This is a genomic window from Myxococcus sp. MH1, from assembly GCF_059738865.1.
In genome coordinates, this window is the sequence record NZ_AP026947.1 from 9,899,076 (window position 1) to 9,912,636 (window position 13,561).

Sequence of the window (13,561 nt, forward strand, 5' to 3'; positions counted from 1 at the left end):
GCGTTCACTCGCCCGGCGCCAACCAGCGCAGGCGAGGGACACGCCCCAGCGAGGGCCCTCCTGGCGCGAGGGCCAGCGGTTGGAGGTACAGCCCCCGCCGCTCACGCGTCCACCACGCACCCGTGCGCTGACGCTCCTCCACGTCCGTCATGCGGTAGTCGTACAGCACCGCGCGCACCTGGCGGGGCGGCGCGTCCGGGAAGGGGTTGCGCGCGAGCAGGGACAACACCTCGGGCGAGCCCTCCAGCAGTCGCGCCAGGAACATGATGAACCAGCTGGGCGGCGCGCTCAGCGCGGCGAACCACATCTGCCAGTCGAGCCGGGGTTGATGCGGCGCCACCTGCACGGGCGGCCGGGTGACGTCGTCCACTTTGTAGCGGAAGCCATAGGGCTCCCAGTGCTCGCCGTCGCGAGAGCCCTCGACGAGGATTTCAGGCCGCTCCACCGTCATCACGCTGAAGAGCCCATAGCGATTCACCGAGCGCAGCGGACGCGCGCACCCGTGCAGCCATGACAGCGAACGCTGGACCCGCTCTGGCAGACGCGCGCTCCGCTCGAACCGCAGGAGGATGTCCGCCGCGCCGAGCACCAGCAACGGACCGAAGAGCCCCGCGCTCAGGACCTTGCCCCAGCCCGCGCCGCGCCTCGACGGGGGCGGAGGCTCGCGCAGGAAGGGGAGCATCCGCCTCAGGCTCACGTCGTCCAGGAGCCACAGGCCGAGCACCAGCGATTGCACGTTGAAGAAGCCGTAGTTGCCCGTGGCCATGATGGCGAGCTGGAGCGCGGAGAACGCGCCGAACGCGAGCTGCCTCGGCCGACGCGGCGCGAACACGAGCGGCGGCAGCGCCACCTCCAGCGCGAGCACCGCCCCCGTCGACGCACGCTGCAGGCTCACGGGCAGATGATGCGCGGACCATCCACCCCGCGTGGGCAGGGGCGCGGTCTCGTAGTAGTGCCGACACGCCGTCAGCTCACGCCAGGTCCTGTCCCCGGACTGCCACTTGCTCAGCCCCGAGCCGAAGTAGAGCCGGAACACGAGCAGCCGGAAGAGGAACACCTCCAGCGACGTGGGCGAGGCGCGCCCCAGCCCCGGCCTCAACCCCGAGGGCGCGGTGAGCGCGGACAGCAGGCCCATCTCCAGCAGCAGGACATCCCACTGGAACGAGAGGAACTCACGCCCCACCGCCGCGTACGAGAGATACAGGCCCCACAGCAGCGCGAGCGCGCTCCGAGGCGCGACATTGAAGATGACGGCCAGCGAGAGCAGCTGCCCCACCCGGCAGCCTCGCAGCAACGCGGCGTCGGAGGCGTCGAACCAGAACACGGTGGGAAGCCGTCTCCAGCGCTCGAGCGCCGGTTGCTCGCGCAGGTCCGACTCGACGAGGTCCTTCACGGGACGGATGCCGCGAGCCCCGAACAGCCCCAGCACCTGCGGCCGCAGCGAGGTGAACGCGATGAGGAACACGCCTCCCGTCAGTCGCAGGAAGAGCCAGCGCACCTGGCGTCCGTCCCGGGGAACCACCGTGCGCCCGAAGAGCCAGCGGTCCACCCGCGAGGCCGCGCGGCGATTGCGCGCGATGACGCCGTACACGACCTGGGACACGCCCAGCACGCCGGGCAGCAACCCCAGCTTCGCCATGCCGCGTGTCAGCCAGCGCGGCGAGCGGGCGAGCGCGCGGAAGACCGCCTCCGCACCCTGCGTCACCCGTCCCGAGGGCTCCACCAGTTGGGTGGCGCGGCGCATGTTCCGCCGGGGAATGCCGAGCAGCAGGAGCAGCCAGCTCCGCCCCGGCAGGAAACGGACGCCCCCGTCGCTGCGCTGCTTCCACCGCGCCACCCAACGGCGGCAGAAGCCACAGTCCGCGTCGTACAGGAGCAGCGAGGGACCCTGCTCGAGCGTGTGTGAACCCACCATGAACGAAGCATGGGCGCGGCCAGGGAGTGAGGCCCGTCACCCGGGTTCCGACGGTGGTCGCTCCAGGGCCGGGGTGGCGGGCGGGCGAGCGGGAAGACCTGGTGCCCCCTGGACATCGCCGGGGGGTGCCTAGCTTCACCGAATGAGTGAGCCGAAGGGGAAGGCGAAGCGACTGGTCGAGCTGGTGCCGGGCATCCACCACTGGACCGTGACCGACAACCGCATCGGCGGCACGCGCAGCGATGCCTACGCCGTGGTGGACGTGGATGGCTCCGTCATCCTCATCGACCCGCTGCCCATCGACGAGGCGAAGCTGCGCGAGCTCGGCGATGTCACCGCCATCATCCTGACGGCGGGGAACCACCAGCGCTCCGCGTGGCGATTCCGGAAGGCGTTCGGCGCGCCGGTGTGGGCCCCGGAGAACGCGTACGGGCTGGAGGACAAGCCCGACTTCATCTACGTGGCCGGAGACACGCTGCCGGGCGGACTGCTCCCCTTCCACACGCCTGGACCCGCCGTGGCCATGTTCACGCTATGGATGCAGAAGCATCCTCGCGGTGTCGCCTTCATCTCGGATTTGCTGACCCACGACAGCCAGGGCACGCCCGAGTTCGTCCCCAGCGAGTACCAGGATGAACCCCTGCGCACACGGCAGAGCGTCCAGCGCATCCTCGACCACCTCACCGTGGACGTCCTCTGCTTCGCGCACGGCGAGCCCATCCTGAAGGACGGCGCGAGCGCGCTACGTCGAGCACTCCAGGAGGACATGGACGCCCCCGCCGCGCCCTCACCGTGAGCACGGCGGAGTCACTCAGGTCACGTCCTCGCTCACCAGGACATGGCCGTCTTGAACCCCCGGAGGCACCAGGTAGAGCTGCTCGCCCGCCTCGGCGCGGTCGAGCAGCTCACTCAGCTCCGCCAGGTCCGTGACGGCGATTCGACGCGAGTGCGGCAGCGACAGCCGACGCGCCATCGCCTCCGCCACGCGCGCGCCGTCGGACAGGTCCGTCTCGTAGACGAACGTCCGCTCCCCGTACTCGTGTCCTCCGGGGACCCGGCCCACCAGCCGCAACGGCCCCAGTCGTGAGTGGACGCGGACGCTCGGGTTGTCCCACTGGGCCACGCCGCGCAGCCGCTTCGCGCGCAACATGCTCAACGTCAGCGTCTTCACCCACGCGCCCGCGCCCGTCCCCGGCAGGAAGCTCAACAGCGACACGCCGATGAACAGCCCCGGCGTCACCGAGGGCGCCGCGTAGTACGCCGCGCCGATGGCCGGGTCCTCGTCCTCCAGCCCCAGATGCGCGCGCGCCTCCGGCTTCAGCATCCTCGCCGGACAGCGCAGCAGTCCAATCGCTCCCGGCATCAGGTACAGGTCCGACAGCACCCAGCGCGGCACGCCGATGCCCCCAAACGCGAACTGATTCAGCGCGAGGTACTGCGCCGCCAGCGACAGGTTGCGCTCCGCTGGCAGGTACGTCGCCGGCAATCCCAACGGAGACAGGTCCATCGACTCGGCGTGCTCACCCGCGCCCAGCGCCAGGAGCGATACGCCCGGGTGCGCGGAGAAGAAGGCCTCCGCCTGTCGCGTCAAGGCCTCGGTGTCACGCATCGGCTTCGATGTCCCTCGCCACGGCCGCCAGGCGGGCCTCGTCCGGAATGCTCACCGCCCCATCCTCCACCACCGCTCGCGACACGAGACAGCGCGAGGAGCCACCGCCCTTCTCGCAGAGCTCCCCCATGTCGAGCGACACCACCCGCATCCCCAGCGCCTCCAGTCGGGCACGCACCGACCCGGGCACCACCGAGGGCGCGAGCAGCTCCCGCCCCAGCGGCAGTCCATTCGTGGCGTAGCGACGAATCTCGTCCTCCGTCACCACGAGCAGCCGCGCGTCACCGAAGCGCTCACGCAATCGGGCGAAGGACTCGGGCGCGATGACCTCCGGGCACACCAGCATCCGGTCCACCGCGGGCAGCGGCAGCAACGCCATGTTGCCGTGGAACGCGGGCTCGCGGACCTGCACGCGCACCACCTCCCCTGGGAACCAGCGCGCCGCGGCCTCCAGCCCTTCGAGCGTCGTGCGTCCGCCCCAGAACAGGAGCGTGACACCGTCGAAGTGCGCCACATCTCCGTGCGCCTCCCAGATGCCCACGCCCGGGTCCACCACCTCGAAGCCCATGCGCCTGGCCAGCGAGGCCCAGTGCTCACGCTCCGCGCGCCGGTGATCGCTCATCATCCGGGGCAACACGAACCAGGGTGCACGTCCCTCGCGCGCCACCACCTGTCCACACTCCGCCGCGTAGGGCATGCCCGTGAGCAGCTCCAACGGCGAGGTCAGCGCCACCACCGTGCCGCCGCGGGCCTCGATGGCTCGCGCCAGGGCCAGCCACTCGCGGCGGGCCTTGCGCGCGTCCACCTGCGGCGCCTCGCGGCTGCGGAAGTTGTTGCGTCCTCGCAGTGCCCAGCCACGTCCCGGCGGCGACATGAGGAAGAGTTCCATGCCCCCTGGTTCTACCCGAGAGCGCCCGGCTCCTGCACCGCCACGCACAAGGCCACCGGCGCACACCGAACGCAGGCGCAGGCCCGGCGACATTCGTGCTGGTCTCGGGAAGCGGCCAGGGCGGACCCTCCCTCCGAGAGAGCGCCCCGCTCTGGCACCGCCGTGCACAAGGCCACCGGCGCGCACTGAACGCTGGCGCACGTCCGACGACATTCGCGCTGGCCCCCGGGACACGGGCAGGACAGGCTGTCCCTCCCCGTGGACGAGACGAGCCTGCCCGAGCCCGAAGCCCTGCGGTCCCTCTTGCGGACCGCCCTGGAACTGCCAGCCCTCCAGCCGCATGCGGCGCGCTTGGAGCGACTCGTGGACGACTACGCGCGCGGCGTGGCGAGCCGGGACGCTCCTCTCGCCGTGGCGCTCGTGGGCGCCACCGGCGCCGGCAAGTCCACCCTCCTCAACGCGCTCGCGGGGCAGCCCCTCTCACGCGAGGGCGTGGACCGCCCCACCAGCACCGTCGCCACCGTGTTCGCCCCCGAGGGCGCCGCGGCCGACTCGCTGGCCCAGTCCGGCGCCCGCGTCACGCGCTACCTGCCCGGCCCCCAGGCGCTCTGGGGCGGACAGGTGTTCATCGACACACCCGACCTCAACAGCGTGGCCACCACGCATCGCGACGTCGCACGCGCGGCGCTGGAGCGCGCGGACGTGGCGCTGGTGGTGATGCACCGGGGCAGCGTGGCGGAGGCCACCCAGGTCCAGTTCCTCACCGAGTTCGCCCGCCGCCGCGCGCTCGTGTTCATCCTCAACTTCGCCGACGAGCTGTCCGCCGAGTCGCGCGAGACGCTCAAGGCCCAGGTGCGCCGCGTCGCCTCGGAGCAGTACGGCCTTTCGCCCCAGGACGTCCCCGTGTTCGCCATCAGCGCGCAGGCGGCGAAGGACGGCCGCGACGTGTCCGGCGAGTTCGGCCCGCTCCTCTTCCACCTCCGGGGACTGGCCACCCAGGCCATCGCCGCGCGCGTGCGACGCGGCAACGCGATGGGCGCGCTGGAGGAGGTGTCCTCGCGCGTGAAGGCCGCGCTCGAGGAGACGGAAACCCTGCTCGGACGCACGCGCACGGCCCTGGGCTCCGGGATGGAGAAGGCCTCCGAGGGCCTGCGCGAGGACTTCGACTCACGCCTCAAGCTCGCGCATGGCCACCTGGCCGCGGAGGTGCGACGACAGGCCGGTGGACGCTTCTGGGGGCCCGCGGCGTGGGGCCTCCGACTGTCCCTGTGGGGCGCGAGCGGACTGGGCGCGGCGGCGCTGGTCGGACGCGCGAGCCTGCCCGCGGGGCTCGCGGTGGCGGCGGCCTCCACCGTGGTGGACGCGGTGCGAGGCCACACGCGCGCACGCGCCGCGGAGAGCACGGTGGTGGAGCCCTTCGAGGACGACTTCGGCGTGGAGTCCGCGGCGCGCACCGCGCTGGCGGAGGCGCGCAGCATCGCGCGAGCCGGAGGCCTGGAGCCCTCGGTGCTCGGCGTGCCGGAGCTGGACGTGCTGCTCGACGAGGTGCGCGCGGCGCGGGCGTCCGCGTGGCGCTACACCGTCACCACGGGCGTGGGGGAGGCGGTGGCGGGATGGTGGCGCACCGCGCGGTGGCTGGTGCTGCCACTCATCAACCTGCCCTTGCTGGTGCTGCTCGGACACGTGGGCTACCGCGTGGTGCGGGCCTACGTGGAGGGCCCCCTGTTGCCGTTGGACTACTTCGTCAACGCGGGAGCCCTCTTCGCGCTGCTCGCCGGAGCGGGCGCGCTGCTGGCCTCAGCGAGTCTCGCTGGGGCCGCTCGCCGTGCGGGCTCGGGCGGGCGCGCGCGCTTCGTCGAGACCCTGGCCACCCTGGGCCGGCGGCTGGGAGAGGCCGTCGATGATGGCCTTCGCCCCGGGCGGGAGGCCGCGCGGCGAATCCTCGCGCTCCGGTGACATGGACACCACGGGCTGGCCCGGCGTGTGCGTGCCGTCCGTCGTGGCCATGAGCGTGTCGCGACCGGACTCGCGGCAGATGGGCGCGGCCACGCGCGTGTCGCGCACCGGGTCCCCGTAGCCAGCGATGCGCGCGGGCACGGACGGGTTGTTCCAACCCTTGCCCACCTCGCGCGCCACCTTGAAGTGCAGGTGCGCGCCGCACGCCCAGCCGGTGGAGCCGGAGAAGCCGATGAGCTGCCCCTCCTTCACGCTCTCGCCGGGCTTCACCACCACCGCGCTGAAGTGGAGGTACTGCGTCTCCAGCCCGTCACCGTGCGAGATGACGACGTAGTTGGCGTAGGGCGCGAACTTCTCGTCGCAGCCACCCTTCGTGCTGTCACCGCGGGCCAGCCGCACGACCCCGTCACGCGCCGCGACGATGGGCGTGCCGTCCGGCATGCGGAAGTCCCAGGCGAACGTGTCGTTGTGCTGGTGACTGCCCGTGTCGTGTCCCTGGCTCACCGTGTGGATGCGGCCACAGGCAAACGGGACGCCCACTTCCGGCAGGTCTGCCGCCGGAGAGGCCATCGAGTTGGAAGCCGCTGGCGCGGACGCCAGGAGGGAGCCGACAAGGAGAGCGGAGGAAAGGTTCATATCGGGCCGGCGGACAACGGAGACAAGTGCCTGGGGTATTTCCCAGACGAATTATCTCGAACCCGCGAGGACTATCACCAGGGCCTCTCGGGCTCGCCTGCCCGGCCGCTGGGCCATGACCCACTTCCTCCGAGGACGAATCGCGCCATGGCGGACGTGCACCTGTCTGCTCGCCCGCCCGAGGTCCCGCCGCGAAAAGCCCCGAGCAGGGCACGCTTGCGACGAAGGTCGGCGCATGTCTCACCGTCTCGGCGGGAGTGGCCGCGTGGATCACCCTCTCGCACGCGCCCGCCCAGGGCTCATGAACTTAGTGACTGGTCACTCATTAAGTCCGGCGTTATGCTTGGCGTGACGATGGCCCCCAAGCCCCCCACCCCGGATCGCAAGGCGGCGCGCCCCGTGCGGCGCACGCAGCAGGAGCGGCGCGAGACGACGCGGCGCAAGCTGCTGGACGCGACCATCGAGACGTTGGTGGAGCTGGGTCACGCCCGGCTGACGACGGTGGAGGTGGCGAAGCGAGCGGGCGTCTCCCAGGGCGCCCTCTTCACGCACTTCGACACGAAGGAGGAGCTGCTCGCCGCGGCGGTGGAGCACCTCTTCCCCCGACTCATCCAGGACTACCTCGCCGGCGTGGGCGCGCGGCCCTCGGGCAAGGACCGCATCGCCTCGGCGGTGGACATGTTGTGGGCGGCGTACCAGCGACCGGAGCTGCAGGCGGCCATCGAGCTGTACGTGGCGGCGCGCACGGACGCGGAGCTGCGCGTGGCGCTCGCCGCCGTGGACGGTCCCCACCGCGAGAACATGCACCGGGTGGCGCGCGAGCTGTTCCCCGACGTGGCGTCCTCGTCTCCGGAGTTCCACGCGGTGGTGGAGCTGGCGCTGGACGCCGTGCAGGGCGCGGCCGTGGGCGGCAGTGCCCGTCCGAACGACCCGGCCCACCGCGGCATGCTGGATGCCCTCACCCGCTTCATGCGCAGCGCCTTCTCTCCTCCGACACCGCAACGAGCGCGCCCACGCCCCAGGTCCTGAGCTTCATTGAAGGAGGTGTCCCATGGACGCCACGCACATCCCCGACCTCATCGCACCCGCCATTCCCGTGTTCATCCTGACGGTGGTGGCCGAGTTCTTCTGGGTGAAGAAGCTGCGCGAGGAGAACGCCGCCATGGTGGGGCACACGTGGAAGGACTCGCTCGCAAGCCTCTCCATGGGGCTGGGCAACGTGTTCATCAACGTGGTGTGGAAGGGCGTGGCCTTCGCGGGCTACCTGGCGCTGTACCAGCTGACGCCGCTGCGCATGGGCACGGGCGTGCTCGCGTGGGTGCTCCTCTTCTTCGCGGACGACCTCTGCTACTACTGGTTCCACCGCGTCCACCACGAGAGCCGCTTCTTCTGGGCATCACACGTGGTGCACCACTCCAGCCAGCACTACAACCTGACGACGGCGCTGCGGCAGACGTGGACGCCTCCGACGAGCTGGGTGTTCTGGGCGCCCTTGGCGCTGCTGGGCTTCTCGCCAGTGATGATTGTCGTCCAGCAGTCAGTGAGCCTCTTGTACCAGTACTGGATTCACACGGAAGCCATCGGCCGGCTGCCGCGGCCGCTCGAGTGGGTGCTCAACACGCCGTCGCACCACCGCGTGCACCACGCGGCCAACCCGCGCTACCTCGACAAGAACTACGCGGGCATCCTCATCATCTGGGACCGGCTGTTCGGCACCTTCGAGCCGGAGGGTGAGAAGCCCGTCTACGGCCTCACCAAGAACCTGAAGACGTTCAACCCGGTGCGCATCGCGTTCCACGAGTTCGCCTCCATCGCGAAGGACGCGGCGAAGCGAGGCTCGCTGCGGCAGCGGCTGAGCTACATCTTCCGCAACCCCGCATGGAAGCCAGCGGACTCCTCCACGCCGCGACAAGGTCCGCCGAGTTCGGAACCGGAGACAGTGAGCCCCTCGGCCTGAGGCCGGGGCCCATTCGGCTTCCCACGGCCGCTCGGAGGCGCTAAGCCACCTGGCACTTTTTCTTCGCGCGAGCCCCCAGGAGGAGCCATGACCGAGCGTGAGCTGTGGGAGCGGTACCAGCGTTATCTGAGCGTCGTCCCGTCGCTGGGGTTCTCCCTCGACGTCTCGCGCATGGGGTTCGCGGCGGACTTCCTGGAGCGGATGCGGTCTCGGCTGGAGGAGGCCTTCAGCCAGATGGAGGCGCTGGAGAAGGGCGCCATCGCGAACCCGGACGAGAACCGCCGCGTGGGGCACTACTGGCTGCGCGCGCCGGAGCTGGCCCCGGAGCCCGCGCTGTCGAAGGACATCACCGACACGGTGGCCGCGGTGCACGCCTTCTCGCGGGACGTGCACGAGGGGAAGCTCAAGCCGCAGAAGGCGGCGCGCTTCACGCACCTGCTGCTGGTGGGCATCGGCGGCTCGGCGCTCGGGCCGCAGCTGGTGGCGGACGCGCTGACGTCGCGGGACGACCAGATGCAGGTGTCGTTCTTCGACAACACGGACCCGGACGGGATGGACCGGGTGCTGGGGCAGCTGGGCAGCAAGCTCGCCGAGACGCTGACGGTGGTCATCAGCAAGTCGGGCGGCACCAAGGAGACGCGCAACGGCATGCTGGAGGCCGAGCGTGGCTATCAGGCGCAGGGGCTCGACTTCAGCAAGCACGCGGTGGCCGTCACGGGCGCGGGCAGTGAGCTGGACCAGCACGCGAGGAAGCAGGGCTGGTTGCGCATGTTCCCGATGTGGGACTGGGTTGGCGGGCGCACGTCGGTGATGTCGGCGGTGGGCCTGTTGCCGGCGCGGCTGCAGGGGTTGGACATCGACGGGATGCTCGCGGGCGCGCGGGAGATGGACGTGGCGACGCGGCAGCGCGACGCGCTGAAGAACCCGGCGGCGCTGCTCGCGCTGATGTGGTTCCACGCGGGCGACGGGCGCGGCGTGAAGGACATGGTCATCCTGCCGTACAAGGACCGCCTGCTCCTGATGTCGCGCTACCTCCAGCAGCTGGTGATGGAGTCGCTGGGCAAGGAGAAGGACCTGGACGGCAAGGTGGTGAACCAGGGCATCGCCGTCTACGGGAACAAGGGCTCCACGGACCAGCATGCGTACGTGCAGCAGCTGCGCGAGGGGGTGCCGAACTTCTTCGCCACGTTCATCGAGGTCCTCAAGGACCGGGACGGTGAGTCGATGGAGGTGGAGGGCGGCATCACCAGCGGCGACTACCTGCTGGGCTTCTTCCTGGGCACGCGCCGCGCGCTGTACGAGAAGGGCCGCGAGTCCATCACCCTGACGGTGCCGGACGTGAGCGCGCGCACGGTGGGGGCGCTCATCGCGCTCTACGAGCGCGCGGTGGGCCTGTACGCGAGCCTGGTGCACATCAACGCGTACCACCAGCCGGGCGTCGAGGCGGGCAAGAAGGCCGCGACCAGCGTGCTGGACATCCAGAAGAAGCTCACGGCGCGGCTGAAGGAGGCCAAGGCGGAGGCGCGCTCGGCGGAGCAGCTCGCGGCGGACATCGGCCAGCCGGATGAGGTGGAGACGGTGTTCAAGGTGCTCCAGCACCTGGCCGCGAACCCCGGGCGCGGCGTGCAGCGCTCGGGCGGCGCGAGCCCCTCGGAGGCCCGCTTCCACGTGAAGTGAGCCTCACGGTGGGGCAGGCCCGGTGACCTCGAGCACCGGGCCCTCCCACGGTGCGGTGTTCCTCGATGGATGCTCCCAGAGACTCCGGCGTCTCCTCACGAAACCCTTGGCGGAGACCCATGTCGTTTCTCTGGTTCACCCTCAAGGCGTACCTGTTCGACGTCCTCTACTCCTATGCGGTGGGGCTGTGCTTCGTCGCCTTCGCGCTGGCGGCCTCGGCTCGTTCGCGGAAGGCCGCGCGCGGGCATGACGGTGACGCCGCCACCTCCGAGGCCGCGAGGCGGACGGAGAATGTCGTCATCACCAGCGTGTTGTTCATCCTCTGCTCGGTCCAAGGGTTGATTCTCGCGGGAGCCGTCAAGGCATCGCTGGAGTCTCGCCCCGAGGCGTGGTGGCTGTTGTGGTACGTCGTCGGCTTCGGCGCAGCGCTCCCGGCCGGGCTCAGCGCCGTTCAGCGCGACAAGGACAACGCGACCTCGCAGAGCCTCTGCTACCTGGGCGCCGCGGGGAGCTATCTCGCGGCATGCATGTGGACTGACCTCATCCCCGCCATGCTGCTGAAGGTCTCACGGCTCCTCGCGGTCTAGGCAGGCTCGTCAGCCGACCCCCACAGTCGTCGAGCCTCCTCGACGAAGAGGTCCGGTGAGTCAGCGCTCGACCGCGAGCAGAGGGTGTCACCTGCTCCCAGCGGATGCATGGGGGCACCCTGCCATTCGCCGTGCCCACAAGTGGCGCGAACGAGGACTCGATACCGCGCCCTCGGGACGGGGCCGCTCGCTCGCGCACTGAGCCTCCGCACATCACTGTCCCTCGCGAGTGGAGCTCCGCTACATGCCCTGGCAGCGTGCGCTCCGCGTCTCATGACTCGGCGCGTCCGCACGATGATGCTCCGAACAAGCCACGCTCCTGACCTCGTCGCTCAGCGCCCGCGCGACTCCGTGCCGGACAGGCCCGCCTTCTCGCGCCGGCACACCTCCGCCACCCAGTCCGCCGTGGCCCGCACGCGCAGGCTCCGCTGCAAATCCTTGTGGAACGTCAGCCACAACGGCCGCTTGGCCAGCACCTCCGCGCCCACGCGCGTCAGCCGCACATCACGCCCGCCCGTGAGACACGGCAGCAACGCCACGCCCAGCCCCGCCGCCGCGGCCTCGCGCAGCGCCGACGTGCTGTTGCTCTGCAGCAACCGACGCCCTCCCGCCGTCACCCGCTTGAGCTCCTCGGACTCCTCGCCCGACGTCAGCCCCGTCCGGTACACGAGCACCGTGTGTCCCTTGAAGTCCCCGGGCCGGGGCGCGCCGTGTCGCCGCAGGTAGCCTCGAGACGCGTACATCGAGAACGCCATCTCGCCCACCTTGCGCACCACCAGCGCGTCCCCTCGCGGCGGCACCAACCGCAGCGCCATGTCCGCGTCCCCCCGCTGGAGGTCCACCAGCTCCGTCCCCACCAACAGCTCCACGTTCAACCCCGGATGACGCGCATGCAGCACGCCCAGGTGCGCGGCGAACAACGCCTGCGCCAGGTGCTCCGTCGCCGCGATGCGCACCGTCCCCTCCACCCTCGCCTCCGCCGACACGGCGTCATGCAGCGAGCGCAGCGAGTCCTCCATCTCCCTCGCACGCGCCACCACCGCCTCGGCGTCCTCGGTCAGCCCCAGCGTGCGCGAGCCCCGCAGCACCAGCCGCGTCCCGAGCGCCTTCTCCAGCGCCGTCAACCTGCGCCCCACCGTGGTCGCATCGACGCGCAGCTCCCGCGCCGCCCCGGCGAGCGAGCCCTGGCGCGCCACGGAGAGCAGGTAGCGCAGGTCGTCCCATCGCATATCCATGCCTGCAATGGTGCAGCAAAGCCCTGCATTCCCGCAGCACTTCCAGCGCTATCTCGGACAGGACGAATCAGCGGACGCCCAGGCAGGCGCCGCATGAAACACAGGAGAACATCATGTCCATGGCTCATGCGCCGGTGCTGGAACAGGACGCGGGCCCCACGGTGCGCGACCTCCCCCAGGAGGAGCGACTGACGGTGGCGGATGCCAGCCCGAGCACCGGCGTCCCCTTCCGCCTCCAGGCCCTGGACGGCTACCCGCTCTCCGCCACCCTCTTCCCCCACGAGGGCGCGGAGGTGGGCGCGGTGGTGCTCATCAGCAGCGCGACCGGCGCCCGCCAGCGCTACTACGCGCGCTTCGCCGCCTTCCTCGCCCGGCGCGGCTTCCCCACCATCACCTTCGACTACCGCGGCATCGGCGGATCCCGCCCCGAGAAGCTCGAGGGCTTCGAGGCGAACATGGAGGACTGGGGACGCCAGGACCTCGCGGGCGCCATCGCCGCCGTGCGCGAGCGCTTCCCCGGCCGCCGGCTCCTGCTCGTGGGCCACAGCGTGGGAGGCCAGCTGCTCGGCCTCGCCGAGAACGCTCGCGAGGTCTCCGCGCTGCTCACGGTCGCCGCCGGCTCCGGCTACTACAAGCTCTTCCCCCAGCGGCTGCGCATGGCCCTCAACTGGCGCGTGCTGACGCCCGCCCTCACCCGCGCCTTCGGCAAACTGCCCGGCTGGGCCGGCACCGTGGAGGACCTGCCCGCGGGCGTGGCCCGCCAGTGGGCCCGCTGGTGCCTGGACCCCAACTACCTCCTGAGCGAGGGCGGCGAGCCCCGCCGCGAGTCCTACGCGTCGCTCTACCTGCCCGTGCGGGCCTACAGCTTCTCCGACGACCCCATCGCCTCGAAGGATGCCGTGGAGCACCTGCTGGGCTTCTACGCGGACGCGCTCGTCGACCACCGCCGGGTGACGCCCAAGCAGGCGGGCCACCCCATCGGCCACTTCGGCTTCTTCCGCGAGGGCTCCCGCGCCTCTCTCTGGGAGGAGGCCGTGGAGTGGCTCGCCATCCAGGCCCTCACACCCCGGCCGGTGAACCCCCGGTAACCGGACCCGGCC

Annotated in this window: 11 protein-coding genes and 1 pseudogene; 7 read left to right on the forward strand and 5 right to left on the reverse strand. The window is 71.0% G+C overall.

What is annotated here, in order from left to right; genetic code table 11:
* Window positions 1–4: 4 nt before the first annotated feature.
* Window positions 5–1,915 carry a lipase maturation factor family protein gene (locus AC6JA9_RS39165; RefSeq protein WP_497958666.1) on the reverse strand — a complete coding sequence of 637 codons (1,911 nt, stop codon included), beginning with the start codon at window positions 1,913–1,915 and terminating at the stop codon, window positions 5–7.
* A 142-nt stretch (window positions 1,916–2,057) separates the two neighbouring features.
* Between AC6JA9_RS39165 and AC6JA9_RS39170 the strand changes: the two genes are divergently transcribed.
* Window positions 2,058–2,711 (forward strand): MBL fold metallo-hydrolase, encoded by a 654-nt coding sequence (locus AC6JA9_RS39170; protein ID WP_141325702.1) that lies wholly within the window; start codon window positions 2,058–2,060, stop codon window positions 2,709–2,711.
* Between the two features lie 15 nt (window positions 2,712–2,726).
* Here the strand turns inward: AC6JA9_RS39170 and AC6JA9_RS39175 are convergent, their stop codons facing one another.
* Together AC6JA9_RS39175 and AC6JA9_RS39180 are read right to left on the reverse strand one after the other, a co-directional pair.
* Complete coding sequence (locus AC6JA9_RS39175) at window positions 2,727–3,524, reverse strand: hypothetical protein (RefSeq protein WP_267699105.1); 798 nt, start codon at window positions 3,522–3,524, stop codon at window positions 2,727–2,729.
* On the reverse strand, window positions 3,517–4,413 hold the full coding sequence (locus AC6JA9_RS39180; protein ID WP_483578927.1) for a dimethylarginine dimethylaminohydrolase family protein: 897 nt from the start codon (window positions 4,411–4,413) through the stop codon (window positions 3,517–3,519). The genes AC6JA9_RS39175 and AC6JA9_RS39180 overlap by 8 nt, the downstream gene beginning before the upstream one ends.
* Window positions 4,414–4,671: 258 nt before the next feature.
* On the opposite strand from AC6JA9_RS39180, the gene AC6JA9_RS39185 reads away from it, so the two are divergent.
* On the forward strand, window positions 4,672–6,369 hold the full coding sequence (locus tag AC6JA9_RS39185; protein WP_408888866.1) for a GTPase: 1,698 nt from the start codon (window positions 4,672–4,674) through the stop codon (window positions 6,367–6,369).
* Window positions 6,370–6,552: 183 nt separating this feature from the next.
* Here the strand turns inward: AC6JA9_RS39185 and AC6JA9_RS39190 are convergent.
* Window positions 6,553–7,005: pseudogene (locus AC6JA9_RS39190) on the reverse strand (M23 family metallopeptidase); the annotation flags it as partial.
* A 354-nt stretch (window positions 7,006–7,359) separates the two neighbouring features.
* Between AC6JA9_RS39190 and AC6JA9_RS39195 the strand changes: the two are divergent.
* The 4 genes from AC6JA9_RS39195 (at window position 7,360) to AC6JA9_RS39210 (ending at window position 11,226) form a co-directional block, all read left to right on the forward strand.
* On the forward strand, window positions 7,360–8,034 hold the full coding sequence (locus AC6JA9_RS39195; protein ID WP_408888865.1) for a TetR/AcrR family transcriptional regulator: 675 nt from the start codon (window positions 7,360–7,362) through the stop codon (window positions 8,032–8,034).
* Window positions 8,035–8,056: 22 nt separating this feature from the next.
* The gene (locus AC6JA9_RS39200; RefSeq protein ID WP_141325707.1) at window positions 8,057–8,962 is read left to right on the forward strand and encodes a sterol desaturase family protein; all 906 of its coding nucleotides are present in this window, start codon (window positions 8,057–8,059) and stop codon (window positions 8,960–8,962) included.
* 87 nt (window positions 8,963–9,049) lie between these two features.
* Window positions 9,050–10,639 carry a glucose-6-phosphate isomerase gene (locus AC6JA9_RS39205; RefSeq protein ID WP_408888864.1) on the forward strand — a complete coding sequence of 530 codons (1,590 nt, stop codon included), beginning with the start codon at window positions 9,050–9,052 and terminating at the stop codon, window positions 10,637–10,639.
* Between the two features lie 119 nt (window positions 10,640–10,758).
* Window positions 10,759–11,226 carry a hypothetical protein gene (locus tag AC6JA9_RS39210; protein ID WP_223782871.1) on the forward strand — a complete coding sequence of 156 codons (468 nt, stop codon included), beginning with the start codon at window positions 10,759–10,761 and terminating at the stop codon, window positions 11,224–11,226.
* 332 nt (window positions 11,227–11,558) lie between these two features.
* Here AC6JA9_RS39210 and AC6JA9_RS39215 read toward each other — a convergent pair whose 3' ends face one another.
* A complete protein-coding gene (locus AC6JA9_RS39215; protein ID WP_223749571.1) occupies window positions 11,559–12,461 on the reverse strand; it encodes a LysR family transcriptional regulator in 903 nt (300 codons plus the stop codon).
* 113 nt (window positions 12,462–12,574) lie between these two features.
* On the opposite strand from AC6JA9_RS39215, the gene AC6JA9_RS39220 reads away from it, so the two are divergent.
* On the forward strand, window positions 12,575–13,549 hold the full coding sequence (locus AC6JA9_RS39220; protein ID WP_497958667.1) for an alpha/beta hydrolase family protein: 975 nt from the start codon (window positions 12,575–12,577) through the stop codon (window positions 13,547–13,549).
* Window positions 13,550–13,561 lie beyond the last annotated feature (12 nt).

What these genes read in the sequence shown, in the direction of transcription:
- AC6JA9_RS39210 (WP_223782871.1), top strand. Translation starts at nt 10,759, where the DNA reads ATGTCGTTTCTCTGGTTCACCCTCAAGGCGTACCTGTTCGACGTCCTC.
- AC6JA9_RS39220 (WP_497958667.1), top strand. Translation starts at nt 12,575, where the DNA reads ATGTCCATGGCTCATGCGCCGGTGCTGGAACAGGACGCGGGCCCCACG.
- AC6JA9_RS39200 (WP_141325707.1), top strand. Translation starts at nt 8,057, where the DNA reads ATGGACGCCACGCACATCCCCGACCTCATCGCACCCGCCATTCCCGTG.
- AC6JA9_RS39215 (WP_223749571.1), bottom strand. Translation starts at nt 12,461, where the DNA reads ATGGATATGCGATGGGACGACCTGCGCTACCTGCTCTCCGTGGCGCGC.
- AC6JA9_RS39195 (WP_408888865.1), top strand. Translation starts at nt 7,360, where the DNA reads ATGGCCCCCAAGCCCCCCACCCCGGATCGCAAGGCGGCGCGCCCCGTG.
- AC6JA9_RS39170 (WP_141325702.1), top strand. Translation starts at nt 2,058, where the DNA reads ATGAGTGAGCCGAAGGGGAAGGCGAAGCGACTGGTCGAGCTGGTGCCG.
- AC6JA9_RS39175 (WP_267699105.1), bottom strand. Translation starts at nt 3,524, where the DNA reads ATGCGTGACACCGAGGCCTTGACGCGACAGGCGGAGGCCTTCTTCTCC.
- AC6JA9_RS39180 (WP_483578927.1), bottom strand. Translation starts at nt 4,413, where the DNA reads ATGGAACTCTTCCTCATGTCGCCGCCGGGACGTGGCTGGGCACTGCGA.
- AC6JA9_RS39205 (WP_408888864.1), top strand. Translation starts at nt 9,050, where the DNA reads ATGACCGAGCGTGAGCTGTGGGAGCGGTACCAGCGTTATCTGAGCGTC.
- AC6JA9_RS39165 (WP_497958666.1), bottom strand. Translation starts at nt 1,915, where the DNA reads ATGGTGGGTTCACACACGCTCGAGCAGGGTCCCTCGCTGCTCCTGTAC.